Here is a 13,839-nt window from a genome sequence, read left to right as displayed (position 1 = left end):
GTGCGTATCAGAAGGAGCTTTCGATTGCTGCAGTGAAGGCCCAAATCCCGAAACGATCGAATTCGCATGTATTACGGCACAGTTATGCGACGCATTTGCTAGAGAATGGGACAAATATTAGGACTTTGCAGGATTTCTTAGGGCCGCGTAAAACGCTACGCGCACGCGGTCTAATGGAAACCGCGTGAGGCGCAGCCTTTTTACGCGGGAGACGACGATGATCTATCTGCACGTGATGGAGGACCAGCAGGATCTGACGGTGAGTCCCTTGGATGCTTTGGAAGGCTCTTCGTAGTCGCGTGCGTCGTATGTGGCCGAGCGGCATCTTGCTCGATGGCCCCAAGCTATGGGATTGAGGATACGGATTGGCTCCAATCCAGAGGATTGAGTATACGGATTGGCCCCAATCCAGAGGATTGAGGATACGGATTGGCCCCAAGCTAGAGGATTGAAGGTTCGAAGCGACCGAATCGCGCTGAGTATGTTTTGTGACACATGGGAACGCTGGGAACGTCCAACGTCGAACGTCCAACATTGAACATCGAATGATTCGTGCCGAGCTTAATCATTCTACATTCTACATTGGATGTTGGACGTTCGATGTTCTCGCTGCTTATGTTTGTGGGCGCTTATACCAGAAGCCGCATAGTTTGCGTGAGCGTACTGCGAGTGGCATCAGGAGCATGAGTGCGACCCAGCCGAGAATTTGCGGCCCGGAATACCATTTCAATTTGCGCGCGGAGGTGTGTGCGGGCGCGTGGCTTAGAATCGTGAAATGGAGCCCTTGAGCCTTACCCCATTTCTTGAGTTGGCGTGAGAAACGGACTTCTTCGCTGGCGTAGAGGCTTTGATCGTAGCCGCCTATGGCGTCGAATGCATCGCGGCGGCAGTAGAGAAAACTGCCTGCGGCTGTGCGGGTGAGTTTTGAAATGCGTTCCCACAGTGCGATGCCGAAGCGGCCAATGCGGCTGACTTCGCCTTCGAATTTTATGGTGGATCCACCACCGACACAGGGGGTGGTTTCTAGTTGACGTAGGGCTTCTGTGAGTAGCTGTGGGGTGATCCGTGTGTCGGCGTCGATAAAGATGAGCATCTGGCCCCGGCTTTGGGCGGCCCCGGCGTTGCGAGCGCGTGCGATTTGGTTGATCGGCTCGTGCACGACTTGGTCGGCGCCATGGGCGAGGGCTGCGCGGTGGGTATCGTCGCTGGAGTTGTTGTCTACGACGATGCATTCGCCCGCGATCGCTGTGGCCTGCATGGCTTTGCGGATGGCTGTGAGCGTGGCTGGTAGTTCGGCCGCTTCGTTGTAGGCGGGAATAATGATGGAGTATTTTGGTGGCATAATCCGTCTTGGGTGGGTCTAGTGAGCTGGGCTGGAAGGAAAGTGGGTGATCTGTGGCAGGGGGGGCCAGTTTGAATGAATCTGTGCGGGGGCGTTTTCCTTACAGATCGTAAATGTGTACTTGTTCTGGAATAAATCAGGCGTCCCGCTATCCATCTTATTATGTCACAAAACATACTGCGACTTTGCTTTTCTCTTTTTATCTGGATGTTCTCGAGCGCGCATGCGGCGCCGGTGGAGGCGGAGCACACCACGGTAGAGCTGATTTCGGAAACGGACACCATCGTGCCCGGTGAGTCTTTCGATCTGGCTCTGCGTTTTAAGATCGAGCCGCACTGGCATATTTATTGGGAAAATCCAGGTGCCAGTGGCTTGGCGACAACGATCGATTGGCAGTTGCCGGAGGGCCTTGAGGCTGGGGAGATTCAATGGCCGGCGCCAGAGCGCATTTCGATGGCGGATATGGTGAATTACGGTTACGAGGATGAGGCGGTGCTGATTGTTTCGATGCAGGCCGCTGAGGGCTTACAGTTGGGCGAGCGCCTGACGCTGCAGGCGGAGCTCTTTTGGTTGATTTGTAAGGAGGCCTGTTTGCCGGGCGATGCGCAGGTGGCCATCGAGTTGTTGGTCGCCGAGCAGGCGGTGCCGAGCGCAGAAAGTGCCGCTTTTGCAGCTGCGCGTGATCTACAGGCGCAGCCAGTCGCGCCGTGGGCGGTCACGGCTCATCTTGCTGAGGGACAATTGGTCTTATCGCTGGAGGGGAGTGAGATTCCAGAGGATCTTTATTTTTATGCGCAGACTGAGGGGCAAATTGACCCGAGTGGCGTGCAAACTTTGAGCTATCCTGCGGCCAATCGTGCCGAACTTCGCTTGCCCTTGGATGTGCCTTTCTTTGATGCGCAGCCAGAGGTGATGCGTGGGATCTTGCAGTCGAGCACAGGCTCTTGGCTGATTGCGGCTACGATTTCCGAGCAAGCGCCTACGGGGGCTCCCGCAGCTCAGCAGGTGGTGGATCTTGCGGAGGCGGATTCGTCGGCGGCGCTTGGTTTCGAGCAGCGCTTGTTGGCGCTGGGGCTGCCAGGCTTCTTGGCCTTGTCCTTTCTTGGGGGGCTGATTTTGAATATTATGCCCTGCGTCTTGCCGGTGCTGTCGCTTAAAGTGTTTTCTTTGCTCAAGCACGCGGGACAGACGCGCGCGGATGCCTTGCGACATGGTTTGGCTTATACGATTGGAGTGGTGCTGAGTTTCTTGGTGTTGGCCGGGGTATTATTTGCTTTGCGAGCGGTGGGTGAGCGCATCGGTTGGGGCTTTCAGCTGCAGAGTCCGGGCTTCGTAGTCTTCCTAGCCGCGGTTTTCTTTTTGTTTGGTCTGAATTTGATGGGGGTCTTTGAGCTCGGTGGCAAACTGGTGGGTGCGGATGCGAATGTGGCGAAGCGCAACGATGTGTATGGCTCCTTTGGCATGGGGGTTTTGGCCGCTGTGGTGGGGGCGCCTTGCATGGGGCCCTTGGTCGCGGGCGTGAGTGGGCTGGCCGTGCAGGCGAGCATGGGCACAGGCTTATTGATTTTTGGCACTATGGGCTTGGGGCTGGCATCGCCGTTTTTGCTACTTTCGGTTTTCCCTAAACTGGTGGCCTTTTTGCCTAAGCCAGGTCTTTGGATGGAGTCGTTTAAGCAAGGCATGGGCTTTTTGTTGATGGCGGCCGTGTTGTTTCTCGCTTTGGTTGCGGGGCGGCAAGGCGGAGTGGATGCCATCTTTATATTGCTGGTTATCCTGTTGGCCTGTGGCGTGGCGGCTTGGATTTTTGGCCGCTGGGGGGCAGCTTTTCGTTCGAAGCGTGTGCAGTGGATTTCGAAGCTGCTGGCGCTGGCGCTGGTGTTTGGCTCGCTTGCTTGGGGGATCCCCGCAACGAAGGCCGCCTACGCGAGCTATGGTGAAAATACGGCAGCAGCGGATGCCTCGGGGCAGTGGGGCCCATGGTCGGCAGAGAAGGTGGATGCGTTGCTGGCTGAGGGGAAACCTGTGTTTGTAGATTTCACTGCCAGCTGGTGTTTGATTTGCCAGGTCAATAAGAAGGTGGCCCTGCGCACGGATGCCACTGCGGCTCTATTTGAAGCGGAGGGAATTGTCGCCTTGGAGGCGGATTGGACGCGCTATGATCCTGCGATTACAGATGCGCTTGAGAGCTTTGGGCGCTCTGGAGTGCCGCTGTATTTGCTGTATTCTCCGGATGGAGAGGTCACTGTGCTGCCTCAGAGTCTGACGAATGGCGTCGTGCGTGATGCAGTGGAGCAGGCGCTTTAGTGGTATTAGCTATGAGGACTCAGTTAATAGATTTGCAAAGTGCGGATACTCTGCTGAAAAAGGTGCATGTTTTACGACGAGGTCAAAGTTAATTTCAAGGCGGGTAAAGGAGGCGATGGCTGTTTCAGCTTCCGCCGTGCAAAGTATGAGCCCAAGGGAGGCCCCGACGGTGGCGACGGTGGTCGCGGCGGCGACGTCTATATTGAGGGCGATACCAATGTGGCAGATCTTACAGATTTTCACTTCAAACCAGGCTGGAAAGCCAAGAATGGCGAGCCTGGCCGCGGGCGTGATCAGCACGGTGCCAATGGGGCCGACATTATTTTAAAGCTGCCCGTGGGCACTATTGTAGTTGATCGAGATTCCGGTGATCCCATTGCGGAGGTTACGGAGCATGGGGAGCGAGTGCTGTTGCTGGAAGGTGGCGATGGGGGGAAAGGTAATGCCCAATTCAAGTCGTCGACCAATCAGGCACCGCGCCAATTTACGCTGGGCAAGCCAGCTGAAGAGGGCGACTTTCGTTTGATCATCAAGACGATTGCCGATGTCGGCCTGATTGGCTTCCCCAACGCGGGCAAGTCGACCTTGTTGAACATGATCACCAATGCGCATCCGAAAACAGGTGCCTATCCGTTTACCACGGTCTTTCCGACGGTGGGCGTGTTGGAATATCCTGAGCAATTTGAGCGTATCACGGTGGCCGACATTCCCGGGCTCATCGAAGGCGCCAGTGAGAATCGCGGGCTAGGTCACCGTTTTCTTAAACACGTAGAGCGTTGTAAGGTGTTGATCATCATGCTCGACATGGAAGGCACGGACGGGCGCGATCCATTGGGCGACTACAAGGTCTTAATCAACGAGCTCAAGCTTTACATGCCTGGACTGGCTCGTAAGCCAGAGTTGATCTGTGCCAATAAGATGGATGAGCCTAATGCGGCGGAGAACCTTAAGCTATTTCAGAAGAAGGTGAAGGATAAGGTCTACCCGATCTCCTGTGTTTCTGACGAAGGTTTTGAAGAATTAAAGCAAGCCATGTTGGCAGAGGTGCTCAAGATCCGAGCTTCAGAGGAAGTGGAGGGAGAAGAGGACGAATCGACTGGGGACAGTGAGTGAGCCGAAGATAGTCGATCTGGATGAGGCTGGCTTTAGCCAGCAGTCTGCGTTGGAAAGCCACTTGGCTTACGAGTCTTTTCTTGCGCTTGCGCGCTGTCCTCAGCGTGAGCTGATCGTAGATCGCACGCTACAGAGGCGCACGATGAAGAGCGGCTTTTTGCTCGCGGTGGCCTATGGGCTGTCGCGCCGCATCGCTGATTGGAGCTCGAAGACGCGGGTCGGTATCGTATTTCCGCCCGGGCTGGGGGCCTATATTGCCAACCTTGCGGTGGTCTTTGCCGGCAAGGTGCCCGTTAACTTAAACTTCACGCTAGGGGCTGCCAGTGCGGAAGCTTGCATGCGGCAGGCAGACATCGATTGTTTACTGACAACTAAGCAGGTGCAGCTTAAGATGCCACTGTTTCCGTGGCCCGATTCGGGCGTCGTTGACCTGGTGGATGAGCTGAAGCGCCTGCCTAAGGCCAAGACCTTGGCCTTGTTGAGCTGCATATATCTGTGCCCCGCCAAATTGTTGGCTAAGTTGCTGAAAATTCCTCGTCAGGGAGGAGATCGCGAGGCTGGGCTGTTGTTTACCAGTGGTAGTTCAGGAGATCCAAAGGGGGTGGTGCTCACGCACCGCAATGTGCTGGGGAATTGTGCTCAAATCGATGCTTCGGGGCTCTTGCCGACCACAGAGAAGCTGATTGCGAGCCTACCTATATTTCATAGTTTTGGTTTTACCGTGACCTTGTGGTATCCGCTGCTGCGAGGTTGTGGCGTGGTGACGTTGCCCAGCCCACTGGAGACTAAAAAAATCGCCGATGCGATCGAAGCTGAGTCCGCTAGCATTTTGGTGGCGACGCCGACCTTCTTGAAGCCCTATTTTAAGCGAGTGGATCCTGCCAAGTTGGCTTCATTGAAGTATGTAGTGGCGGGGGCGGAAAAGACGCCGGAGGGCTTTGCTGATACTTGGGAGGCTCGTTTCGGGGGCTTATATCTCGAAGGCTACGGCTTGACGGAAACTTCGCCCGTGGTGAGTGTAAACCTGCCAACTGTACCGAAGGGCGTGAAATACACCGGAGATTCTACAGAGGGCAGTCGCCGTGGCTCGGTCGGGCGTCTGTTGCCAGGGCATGCGGCGCGTATCCTAAATCCAGATACGATGGAGCCGATGGATGTCGGCTCGGTGGGTTTGTTGTCCCTGCGCGGGGCGAATGTATTTGGCGGTTATTTACAAGATCCGCAGCGCACAGCAGAAGTTAAAGACGGGGAATGGTTTATGACCGGCGATCTCGCACGTTTTGATCGAGATGGTTTTTTGTTTATTGAGGGGCGCCTGTCGCGCTTTTCCAAAATCGCTGGCGAGATGGTACCACACGGCACCATTGAAGAGATTCTAGTGGAAGCTTATGATTTATTAGAATGTGAAGTTCCCATGTTGGCTGTCGCAGGGCGGCCTGATGAGGCCAAGGGCGAAGCCTTGGTTTTGATTGCAGCGGATGAGCTGGAACTGGAATTGAGCGACGTGCGGGCGAAATTGACCGCTGCGGGATTGTCGAACTTGTGGATTCCCAAAGAGCTAAAACAGGTGGAATACATTCCGACCTTAGTCACGGGCAAGCTAGACCTGCGTGCGATTAATTCGCTGGCGCAAGAAGCAAGTTCTTAATCGCCTGGCTTAGGCTGAATTCTGCACTATAGAGCTTGATGTGCCCTTGCATTTAGCAAGTTTGTCTCAGCTTCTTTGTTACGGTATCGTTTATTTGGTGTTGTTTAAGCGGTTGTTTGTGAGTGACTTGCGGTGTTTTGTTGCTTTCCCGCTCTGTAAGTTGGCATGGGGCTGGCATAGATATATGTCCTTCATTCAAATAAAAAACCTAAAACAAAAAGGACCTACTATGAGCACGAAAAGTACATTAAAAAGAGAACTCGAACGCCTTGTCATTCACACCAACGATTCGGTTAAAGGATATGAAAAGGCTGCGGAGAAGGTGCAGGACGAAGATGCGAATCTCGCACTCTGTTTCCGCGAAATCGAAAGCGCTCGCCGTGAGCGTGTGGCTGCAATTAACTCACGCCTCGAATGTATCGGAGAGGAAGAGAAGGAGCGCGGCTCCCTTGAAGGCAGTGTCCATCGTGCGCTCATTAGCGTGAAGGACATGTTTACTTCCAGCCAGAACATCGAAGCTGTGATTGACGAGGCGGTTCGCGGGGAGCAAAAGCTGCTCGATTATATTAACGACACCTTCGATGATGTCGATGCAATGGACGGCGAGACCGTGCGTGTGATTAACGATTTGAAAGTCTGCGTGCAGCAAGCGACCGATCGTCTACAAGCTAAGGCTAAGGCTGCATAAAAAAACATTAGCGATAGCAATATGAGAGAGTCGCCCCCAGAGGGGCGGCTCTTTTTTATTGGCTCCTTTGCTCGCAGGCTTTGCGCAGTCGTGTTTGTAAGTGAGTACGGCGGACTTGTTGTTCGTTGTTCTTGATCGCCATAGCGTAGGCATCGAGTGAACCGACAATGTAGACTTTGCGCCGAGCGCGGGTGATGCCAGTATAGACGAGGTTGCGCTGTAGTAAGAGAAAGTGCTGCTTGAGTAGTGGTATAATGACGACAGGATATTCGCTGCCTTGGCTCTTGTGGATGGAGATGGCGTACGCGTGCTGGATCTCTGAAAGTTCGCCTTTGGTATATTCGACCTGTGTATCGAACTCGATTGTCAGACCGGAGCGGTCGGCGGCGATCGCCTTGATAATGCCCGTGTCACCGTTGAACACATTTTTGTCGTAATTATTGCGAGTCTGAATGACCTTGTCGCCGATGCGGAAGGTATGGCTACCGTATTCGATTTCCACTGGAAGCGGTTTACGAGTCGTTTCGCGGAAATGAGTTTGAGTGGCGGGCGCGTAATCGGGGTCCGAGCGCATGCGCGACTCGGCCTTGCTCTTGGGGTTTAGCACCTGCTGCAGTTCTTGGTTGAGCACTGTGATGCCGCCGCTGCCGCGGTGCATCGGCGACATGATCTGCAAGTCTCGGATCGGGTCGATATTGTGCGCTTTAGGAATGTATTCTTTGGCGAGGTATTTGATCGCCTGGACGCTTTGTTCCGGTTGTTCGGCTTCGATAAAGGTAAAGTCGCGCCCCGCATCGAGGTCGCGTAGGCTGCGGAAAGTCATGCCCGGGTGTGTCTCGCCTTGTAAGATCGCGTGCGCTGTGGTCACGATGCCGCTCTCTTTACCTTGGCGGTAAATAATGTTGAGCCGGGTGACTTTGGCCGGTGGGGCGGCCATTAGGTCGCCGAGCACATTGCCTGCGCCGACGGATGGCAATTGGTCCGCATCGCCGACTAGTAGCAGGTGGGCCCCGCTGGGGATCGCTTGAAAGAGGCTGGCAGCGAGGCGCGTGTCCAGCATACTGGTTTCGTCCAAGATGAGAAAGTCGCAAGGCAGAGGGTTCTCTTCGTTGTAGGTAAAGCTGCGAGTGGCGCCATCGTATTTGAGTAGCCGGTGAATGGTGCTCGCCTCTGCGCCGGAGGCTTCGGCGAGTCGCTGCGCCGCCCGCCCAGTCGGGGAGGCGAGGCTGATACGGGCGCGTTTAGCTTTAAGAATGTCCACGACTGCACGCAGAATAGTGGTCTTACCGGTGCCAGGGCCCCCTGTAATGATAGAGACTTTGGCGGCAAGTGTGTTGCGCAAGGCAGCTGCTTGTTGCTCCGCGAGAGTAAAGCCTGCGCGTGCTTGTGCCCATTCCACGGCAGCCTCAATCTTGATTTGTGGTAAGATCGAGGCGGTGTGAGCGATGCGAGCGATGGCCTCAGCAATACGTTTCTCAGAGCCAGCGGTGCCGGGCAATTGATAGGCGGGGCCGAGTAGCTCTTGGTTTTGGTCGTAGGCTTGAATGCCAAAGAGGCTACCCGCTTGCTCGAGCGTGCGGATGCGGCCTTGGATCAATGCAGGCTCTAAGGAGAGCAGCTGCGTGGCATGCTCAAGTATCATGGTTTCGGTGCCCAGGGTGTGGCCTTCGTCCTCCAGCTGGCGCATCGTGTGGAGCACGCCCGCGTCGATACGCTCCTTGGAATTTGTGGGGAAGCCGAGATTGAGCGCGATTTTATCGGCCGTCTTAAAGCCGATACGATCTATGTCCTCCGCTAGGCGGTAGGGCTCGTCCTGTAAGATTCGCTTCGCACCGCTGCCGTATTTCTTGACTAGACGCACGCATTGAGAGGGCGTAACGCCATAGGTTTGGAGAAACATCATGACATCGCGCACCGCGCTTTGCTCGTCCCATGCGGCTTTAATTGATTTGGCGCGTTGCTTGCCGATGCCGGGTACTTCGTGTAAGCGCCCAGAATCTTCGCTGATGATCTGCAAGGTGTCGGCTCCAAAGTGGTCTACGATTTTCTTGGCGTAGGATTTACCGATGCCATGAATGAGTCCGCTGCCTAGATATTTGCGGATGCCGTGCACGGAGGCGGGCAGTTGCGATTTAAATTGAGCGATTTTAAATTGGTCACCATGCTGCGGGTGCCGCGTCCACTGCCCGTCTAGCTGCAGCGTTTCGCCACATTGCACGCCTGGCAGTGCGCCGAGCACGGTAACAGGACGTATGCTATCGCTGACTTGCAGCTCTGCTATGCAGTAGGCGTTCTCTTCGTTGAAATAAATAATCCGTTCGAGAACGCCTGTAATAGACTGGTCATTTTGTGTGGAAGGTGGCATCGGCTCTGGGGGTGTCGCAGAGTCGATGTAGAGCTAATTCGTCGACGGGGTCGACTCGAAAAGGTGAGTCATCGCCTAAAGCGAATGCTGTTTCGCGGTGGTTTCGAGAAGCTATGGCCTTAGGAGCGTTCACCTGTAACTCCGAAATTGCCAATGCTGCCAGCGGATTGGATGTCGAAACGTATCAGAATGTAGCGAATCTCGATTGAAGGAAAAGTCACCGAGGGAATGACGCCGCTTGCGAAGTCGACAGCTTGGCTTAGTTGAATCCACTCCTCACTCTCTAACTCGTCCAGTGTGTCGGCGCAAAGCACCCTGAAGCTGCCCGCAGCACTTTGATTATTAAGAAAGAAGCGTGATACGCGCTTGGCCTGACCGAGGTCGATGATGTAATCGTGTGAGCCAGCTTGAATGTTGTAACTTAGTGCAGAATTATCGCTGAGGAAAAGTGCTTCATCGTAATCGCCGACGTCAGTCACATGTATGTGCTGAAATTGCTCTTTGTCGACTAGGATCAAGCTCGCGCCCCGATACCAGCGTGCCAAGTTTTTGGGAGGGAGCCCCTGTGCACTGTAAGCTTTTGCCTGGGGGCGAATTGAATGAGTCGTCTGTGGGGCACTTTGCTGTGTGCTCGCTGGTAGAGCGCTCAGTGGAAATGTGGCAAGGCTCGTCAGAAAGCATGCTCTTGTGGCAATTCTCTTTATTCTAGAGGCGATTTTCATTGTGCGGTGGAGAGGGAAACTGGCAGCGGTCGAGTGCTAGGGGCGTAAAGTATATAGCATTCTTTTGTTTGGAAGTAAATATAGGTTTTATAATCAATTAAAAACAGGGAGTGGATGAATCTATGTTAGAATGCGTATCGATATAATAGATACGATAAGATTATTCACTAATATCATGTGAGCTTCGTTCTATTCTCTCTATAATTGTGTGACCGTTGATGCTTTGTATCTTGTATATCTAGTAACTATGTCGACCAAGTTACAGAATGTGAGTGCGTGACGAGATTGTTGCAGAGTATGAGCGAATCCAGCTTGCATGCTCTTGTGGGCATTTTTGGTATCGGCCATTATTATGCACACGCTACAAAAAATTTTACTAGTACCAATTTTGAGCAGTTCAATCTGGGCCGATCCGATCCATCGCTTGCCAGACTATGAAGTGGTTGGACGTGAGAGCAGCTTGATTGGCTCGGCCTTTGTGGGGTCTGAGGGGGCCTACGGGCAATCAGACTTGGAGTATCGCCCCATGGCTCGCACGGGCGAAGTGCTAGAAATGGTGCCCGGCCTGATTGTGACGCAGCACAGCGGCACGGGTAAGGCCAATCAATATTTCTTGCGCGGCTTTAATCTGGACCATGGCACCGACTTCGCGACCTACGTGGATGGGATGCCGGTGAATATGGTGACACATGCGCATGGGCAGGGCTATACGGATATTAACTTCGTGATCCCTGAGTTGATTGAGCTCGTGCATTATACTAAAGGGCCCTACTATGCCGCACTTGGCGATTTCGCCTCGGCGGGCTCGGCACAGATCCAGACTGAGAGTTGGTTGGAGCAAGGGATCGCTCAACTGAGCATCGGGCAAAATGGCTACTTTCGCACGGTCTTGGCAGATGCCTTTGATCTGAGTTTGACGGAGCGCCTGGTTGTCGGCTTTGAGTCACACTATTACGAAGGTCCATGGGATATCGGAGAAAATTTAAATCAATTCAAGGGCCTGGTGAAATACACCAAGCAGTTTGATGATGCTGAGTGGGGTCTCAGTTTCCATGGTTATGATGCCAGTTGGGATTCCGCGGATCAAATTCCCTTGCGCGCAGTGGAGAGTGGCTCGATTTCGGAATTTGGCTCTGTAGATGAAGATGTGGGCGGGGAGAGTGCGCGCTATAGCTTGTCGACGGAGTACCGCCGCGATCAGGGAGATACCACCACTACATGGGGGGCGTATGCGATCTACTATGACATCAACTTATGGTCCAACTTTACATATTTCCTCGAAGATCCCGTCAACGGCGACGAGTTTGAGCAGGCCGAAAACCGAATGGTTTATGGGCTAAACTTTTCCCACAACCTCTTACATACGCATTTATGGGAGCGTGATGTGCGGCATACTTTCGGAGCGCAGCTACGCTACGATGTGATCGATGACATTGGTTTATATCAAACCGCCGCGCGCGAGCGACTGCAGGCCGTGCGGGTTGACGATGTGGAGGAATTGTCTGCGGCCGTTTTTTATGAGAATGAAATCCATTGGTCGGCTCACTGGCGTTCTGTGTTTGGTTTGCGCGCGGATTATTATGCTTTCGATGTCGACAGCGATTTGGCGGCGAACTCTGGCCGTGCGGATGATTGGATGCTGAGTCCTAAGTTCAGTTTGATTTATACGCCGCATCGCATGTTAGAGTTCTACGGTAGTTTCGGGCTCGGCTTTCATAGTAATGATGCGCGGGGCACTACGATCACTGTCGATCCGACAGATTTATCAGCAGTGGATTCAGTCGATCCCCTGGTGCGTTCCAGTGGTGCTGAAGCTGGGCTGCGGGTGCATTGGAATGATCAGCTTAATAGTGCACTGTCGGTCTGGTGGCTGCAGCTGGATTCTGAATTGCTCTATGTGGGTGATGGTGGCGCCACCGAAGCGTCTGAGGGCAGTGAGCGTTACGGTATCGAATGGACCAATGATTACCGACCAGTCGAGTGGCTGACATTGGATCTCGATCTAGCGCTGACACATGCTCGCTTCGAGAATGGGGATGAAATTCCCGGTGCGCTGAATGCGGTTGTAAATGGTGGCGTGAGCTATCGGGGCCAATCTGGCCTCTTTGGGAGTTTGCGTGCGCGCTACTTTGGCAGTCGTCCACTCACGGAAGATGGTAGTATCGAGTCGGACCCTTCGTTAGTCTTGAATCTAAAGGCGGGCTACGACTTTACGCCCAACCTGCGCTTAAGTTTCGATGTGCTCAATCTGCTGGATTCACAGGACGATGATATCACCTACTACTATGAGTCGCAGCTCGCTGGGGAGGTGTCTGGAGTTGAAGATGTGCACTTCCATCCGATTGAGCCGCGTAGCCTACGTGTGACTCTCAGCTATCGTTTCTAGGGGATTCCCGGCCCGCGGCATTGTGCCAAACAGATCACGAATCGTTTACGATTGTGTCGTTCAAGTGTCCTTGGGTGGCGTGAGTGTTAAATGTGATTCAGGTCGGCGGTACATATTTGACCTCGAGCTTCTGCAGCCGTTGATGGGGTTTTCTGGTGTTATTGTATTATTAAAATGGATACGTTTTTTAGATTATTCTTAGTCGCATGCTGCTCTGTCGTTGCACCCTGGGTGCATGGGCATGGTGCTGCGCAAACGAGTATTCGTTTGAACGTATATGAGGCACAGCTCGAAGTTCGCATTGAGGTGACAATGCCAGACTTAATTAAAATGGTGGGGCAAGAGTTGAGTTCAGAAATGGCGACTGCGCCCGAGGCCTTGCGTCAGTTTGCATTCGAGTATCAAGGTGAAGTGCAGAAGCACTTCAAACTCGTGGATGCAGATAATCGGGTATTGTTGCCGTCCAGTGCCTGGGCGCAGCTACCTGATTTTGATTCCTCGGCGGTTCAGAACTTAGGACTGGAGCAACAACGAATCGAGGTGGTGTTGGGCTATCTGTTTGAGTCGCCGCCTCAATCATTGGCGGTGGTCTTCGATCTGGGGCAGGACCATCATGGTGCTCCGGTGTATGCAGATTGTATTTTGCGCCAGAATGATGAGATGACGGTGCTGCCCGCAAAGGTAGGGCCTGGCTTTTCAATTCAGTATGCATTTGTGTGGGACGAACCCGTGCAAGGCATTCATGCGATGTCCAACTTAGACGCTGCGAGCATCGGATGGGAGTATCGCCCAGTGGTCAGCTATCTCTATGATGAAGGTTCACGTGTGAAGTGGTCGGTGGTGGCACCCTTATCCGCTTGGGGGGAATACGCCTACGATCTTTCACGCATGCCGCGTCATGTGCTGGCTGATACTATAGCTGCTCAGTTTCAGTTAAGTGCCGCAGGGGTGGTCTTGCCAATGCAAGATGTGGAGGCGGTTTGCTTTCGCATGAATACATTTGATTACCAACGTGGGCGTTCCGTCAGAGGGGGCGATCCTGAGAATATGATGCTCCGTTTGGATATGACTTTTGAGTCGCCAACTGTTGAAGCGGATTGGTTGGAGGCGCGTTGCATAGATTTCCCAGCGCTGAGCCCCCGCATGTTTTTAAGCGCATGGGTAGAATCTCAAGGTGAAGATTTTCAAGTCCTACATCCAGAGGCCAATTCTTTCCGCTGGCAGTCGCGGGCGTCTGAGGAGCGCTTGCTACAAGTCAATGCACGCTAGTG

10 protein-coding genes are annotated in these 13,839 nt (G+C 53.6%); 7 read left to right on the top strand and 3 right to left on the bottom strand.

The window, feature by feature from the left end; translation table 11 throughout:
* On the top strand, positions 1 to 188 hold a 188-nt coding region (locus tag QEH52_RS09645), incomplete at its 5' end, for a tyrosine-type recombinase/integrase (RefSeq protein WP_308950043.1).
* Between the two features lie 425 nt (positions 189 to 613).
* Here the strand turns inward: QEH52_RS09645 and QEH52_RS09640 are convergent.
* Positions 614 to 1,342: a glycosyltransferase family 2 protein gene (locus QEH52_RS09640; RefSeq protein ID WP_308950041.1), complete on the bottom strand. Its 729-nt coding sequence runs from the start codon at positions 1,340 to 1,342 to the stop codon at positions 614 to 616.
* A gap of 162 nt (positions 1,343 to 1,504) precedes the next feature.
* Between QEH52_RS09640 and QEH52_RS09635 the strand changes: the two genes are divergently transcribed.
* The 4 genes from QEH52_RS09635 (at position 1,505) to QEH52_RS09620 (ending at position 7,095) form a co-directional block, all read left to right on the top strand.
* Positions 1,505 to 3,646 carry a protein-disulfide reductase DsbD family protein gene (locus QEH52_RS09635; RefSeq protein ID WP_308950039.1) on the top strand — a complete coding sequence of 714 codons (2,142 nt, stop codon included), beginning with the start codon at positions 1,505 to 1,507 and terminating at the stop codon, positions 3,644 to 3,646.
* Between the two features lie 66 nt (positions 3,647 to 3,712).
* On the top strand, positions 3,713 to 4,759 hold the full coding sequence (gene obgE, locus QEH52_RS09630; protein ID WP_308950037.1) for a GTPase ObgE: 1,047 nt from the start codon (positions 3,713 to 3,715) through the stop codon (positions 4,757 to 4,759).
* Positions 4,752 to 6,407, top strand: coding sequence for an AMP-binding protein (locus QEH52_RS09625; RefSeq protein WP_308950036.1), 1,656 nt, complete (start codon positions 4,752 to 4,754; stop codon positions 6,405 to 6,407). The genes obgE and QEH52_RS09625 overlap by 8 nt, the downstream gene beginning before the upstream one ends.
* A gap of 229 nt (positions 6,408 to 6,636) precedes the next feature.
* The gene (locus tag QEH52_RS09620; RefSeq protein ID WP_308950034.1) at positions 6,637 to 7,095 is read left to right on the top strand and encodes a PA2169 family four-helix-bundle protein; all 459 of its coding nucleotides are present in this window, start codon (positions 6,637 to 6,639) and stop codon (positions 7,093 to 7,095) included.
* A 55-nt stretch (positions 7,096 to 7,150) separates the two neighbouring features.
* On the opposite strand, the gene recD2 is transcribed toward QEH52_RS09620, so the two are convergent.
* Together recD2 and QEH52_RS09610 are read right to left on the bottom strand one after the other, a co-directional pair.
* Entirely contained in the window at positions 7,151 to 9,460 is a 2,310-nt protein-coding gene (recD2, locus tag QEH52_RS09615; protein WP_308950032.1) for an SF1B family DNA helicase RecD2, read from the bottom strand.
* A gap of 119 nt (positions 9,461 to 9,579) precedes the next feature.
* On the bottom strand, positions 9,580 to 10,005 hold the full coding sequence (locus QEH52_RS09610) for a hypothetical protein (protein WP_308950030.1): 426 nt from the start codon (positions 10,003 to 10,005) through the stop codon (positions 9,580 to 9,582).
* Positions 10,006 to 10,570: 565 nt separating this feature from the next.
* Between QEH52_RS09610 and QEH52_RS09605 the strand changes: the two genes are divergently transcribed.
* Both QEH52_RS09605 and QEH52_RS09600 read left to right on the top strand, forming a co-directional pair.
* Positions 10,571 to 12,568 (top strand): TonB-dependent receptor, encoded by a 1,998-nt coding sequence (locus QEH52_RS09605; RefSeq protein ID WP_308950028.1) that lies wholly within the window; start codon positions 10,571 to 10,573, stop codon positions 12,566 to 12,568.
* Positions 12,569 to 12,742: 174 nt separating this feature from the next.
* On the top strand, positions 12,743 to 13,837 hold the full coding sequence (locus QEH52_RS09600; protein ID WP_308950026.1) for a hypothetical protein: 1,095 nt from the start codon (positions 12,743 to 12,745) through the stop codon (positions 13,835 to 13,837).
* The last annotated feature ends 2 nt before the right edge of the window (positions 13,838 to 13,839 follow it).

The sequence above is a fragment of the Thalassobacterium maritimum genome (assembly GCF_031127805.1).
GTDB classification, from domain to species: Bacteria; Verrucomicrobiota; Verrucomicrobiia; order Opitutales; family Coraliomargaritaceae; genus Thalassobacterium; species Thalassobacterium maritimum.
This window is presented reverse-complemented; position numbering and strand designations above follow the sequence as displayed.

Coding starts and splice junctions, on each gene's coding strand:
- QEH52_RS09640 (WP_308950041.1), bottom strand. CDS start 1,342: ATGCCACCAAAATACTCCATCATTATTCCCGCCTACAACGAAGCGGCC.
- QEH52_RS09635 (WP_308950039.1), top strand. CDS start 1,505: ATGTCACAAAACATACTGCGACTTTGCTTTTCTCTTTTTATCTGGATG.
- obgE (WP_308950037.1), top strand. CDS start 3,713: ATGTTTTACGACGAGGTCAAAGTTAATTTCAAGGCGGGTAAAGGAGGC.
- QEH52_RS09620 (WP_308950034.1), top strand. CDS start 6,637: ATGAGCACGAAAAGTACATTAAAAAGAGAACTCGAACGCCTTGTCATT.
- recD2 (WP_308950032.1), bottom strand. CDS start 9,460: ATGCCACCTTCCACACAAAATGACCAGTCTATTACAGGCGTTCTCGAA.
- QEH52_RS09600 (WP_308950026.1), top strand. CDS start 12,743: ATGGATACGTTTTTTAGATTATTCTTAGTCGCATGCTGCTCTGTCGTT.